Genomic DNA, 2,198 nt, shown 5'->3' with positions numbered 1-2,198 from the left:
CGGCTCAGACCCAGCACCGAGGTGGAATCGATCGAAGGCGCCGTGCGTGGGTTTGCGTAGCAACGGCCCGAACTCTCACCGTCATTGCGAGGCGCTCTAGCGCCGAAGCAATCCAGAATCTTTTCCATGGCGCTGGATTGCTTCGCTTCGCTCGCAATGACGGTGAGTTCCTTGTATGACTGCGCCCCATGGAGACTTCACCCCTCATTCTTCTCGCCGCCGGCGGCACCGGCGGCCATCTATTCCCCGCCGAAGCGCTTGGTGTCGAGCTGATCAAGCGCGGCTTTCGCGTGCGGCTCGCGACCGATGCCCGCGCGCTCCGCTTCAGTGGCCTGTTCACGCGCGAGATGATCGACGTGGTGCCGAGCGAGACGGTGCGCAGCCGGAGCCCGTTGTCGCTGGCGCGGACCGGCGTCGCGCTGCTCCGCGGCACGGCGATTGCGTTCAACCTGATCCGCCGGCGAAAGCCCGTTGCGGTGGTCGGTTTCGGCGGCTATCCGACTTTGCCGCCGCTGGTCGCGGCGCGGCTGACCGGCACGCCGAGCGTCATTCACGATGCCAATGCCGTCTTTGGGCGCGCCAACCGCTTCCTCTCCCGCCATGCCAGCGCGATTGCGACCGCGCTGCCCGGCGTGCTCGACCGTGACCCCGCACTGGCCTCCAAGACAACCACCGTCGGCACGCCGATGCGGCCCGCGGTTCTCGCGGCTGCGGCCGCGGCATACTCGGCACCGCAGCCGGACCAGCCGTTCCGCCTGCTCGTGGTCGGCGGCAGCCAGGGCGCGCGGGTGATGAGCGACATCGTGCCCGGCGCGATCGAACGGCTCGCTTCGGCCCTGCGCGGCCGGCTGATCCTCACCCAGCAGGTCCGCGACGAGGACGCCTCGCGCGTGCGCGCGCTCTATGATCGGCTCGGCATCCAGGCCGAACTCGCGCCGTTCTTCGCCGACCTGCCGGCCCGGCTTGCTGCCAATCACCTGATCGTGTCGCGCTCCGGCGCCGGCACGGTGGCGGAACTCGCCGCGATCGGCCGCCCGTCGATCCTGGTGCCGCTGCCTGGCTCGATCGACCAGGACCAGTTCGCCAATGCCGGCGTGCTGGCCGAGGCGGGCGGTGGCCTGCGCGTCGCGCAGAGCGAATTTACCTCAGAGCGGCTGGCGGGCGAAATTGCTGCGCTGGCTGCAGCGCCGGAACGGCTGGCAGCAATGGCCGCACAGGCCCGCGCGGTGGGACGGCTCGATGCGGCCGAGCGGCTGGCTGATCTGGTCATGAAAGTGGCGGCTCTCTAGTCCGTCATTCCGGGACGGTCCGAAGGACTGGACCCGGAGTCTCGGGATTCCGGGTTCGCTCGCGATGCGAACGCCCCGGAATGACCGGAAAAATCGCTTGTCATGCCCCGCGGAAGCGGGGCATCCAGTACCCCGCGCGGCTGATTTGAGCCTCGCGAGCGAGACGCCTCGAGGGACCAGCATGAGACTGCCGCGCGATATCGGATCCATCCATTTCATCGGGATCGGCGGCATCGGCATGAGCGGAATTGCCGAGGTGCTCAAAAATCTCGGCCACACTGTGCAAGGCTCGGACGCGGCCGAGGGCGGCAATGTCGTTCGCCTCCGGGAGAAAGGCGTGAAGGTGTTCGTCGGTCACAAGGCGGAGAACATCGAGGGCGCTGAGGTCGTCGTTGTCTCCACCGCGATCAAGCGCGACAATCCGGAACTGATCGCGGCGCGCGCGCAGCGCATCCCGGTGGTGCGACGCGCGGAAATGCTCGCCGAACTGATGCGGCTGAAAAGCTGTGTCGCGATCTCGGGCACCCACGGCAAGACCACCACGACCACGATGGTCGCGACCCTGCTCGATGCCGGCGGCCTCGATCCCACGGTGATCAATGGCGGCATCATCAATGCCTACGGCTCCAATGCGCGGCTCGGCGCGGGCGACTGGATGGTCGTTGAAGCCGACGAGAGCGACGGCACGTTCCTGAAACTGCCTGCCGATGTCGTGATCGTCACCAACATCGACCCCGAGCATCTCGATCATTTCAAGACTTTCGAGGCAATCCAGGAGGCGTTCCGCGCCTTCGTGGAAAACGTCCCGTTCTACGGATTCTCGGTCATGTGCATCGACCATCCGGTGGTGCAGGCGCTGGTCGGCCGGATCGAGGACCGGCGCGTCATCACTTACGGCGAAAATCCGCA

General features: G+C 67.0%; 2 protein-coding genes. Both read left to right on the top strand.

The window, feature by feature from the left end; translation table 11 throughout:
* Nucleotides 1–188 precede the first annotated feature (188 nt).
* Nucleotides 189–1,289 carry an undecaprenyldiphospho-muramoylpentapeptide beta-N-acetylglucosaminyltransferase gene (gene murG / locus JOZ76_RS05105; RefSeq protein WP_291697541.1) on the top strand — a complete coding sequence of 367 codons (1,101 nt, stop codon included), beginning with the start codon at nucleotides 189–191 and terminating at the stop codon, nucleotides 1,287–1,289.
* Between the two features lie 181 nt (nucleotides 1,290–1,470).
* Nucleotides 1,471–2,198 (top strand): UDP-N-acetylmuramate--L-alanine ligase (locus JOZ76_RS05100; protein ID WP_291697540.1); only part of this gene is annotated, 728 nt, incomplete at its 3' end.

The organism is Bradyrhizobium sp., from assembly GCF_019244115.1.
Lineage (GTDB): Bacteria > Pseudomonadota > Alphaproteobacteria > Rhizobiales > Xanthobacteraceae > Bradyrhizobium.
The sequence above is the reverse complement of the archived record's forward strand: the minus strand, read 5'-3'. Positions and strand labels throughout refer to the sequence as shown.

Excerpts from the sequence above, each read along its gene's own strand:
- murG (WP_291697541.1), top strand. The coding sequence starts at position 189 with ATGGAGACTTCACCCCTCATTCTTCTCGCCGCCGGCGGCACCGGCGGC.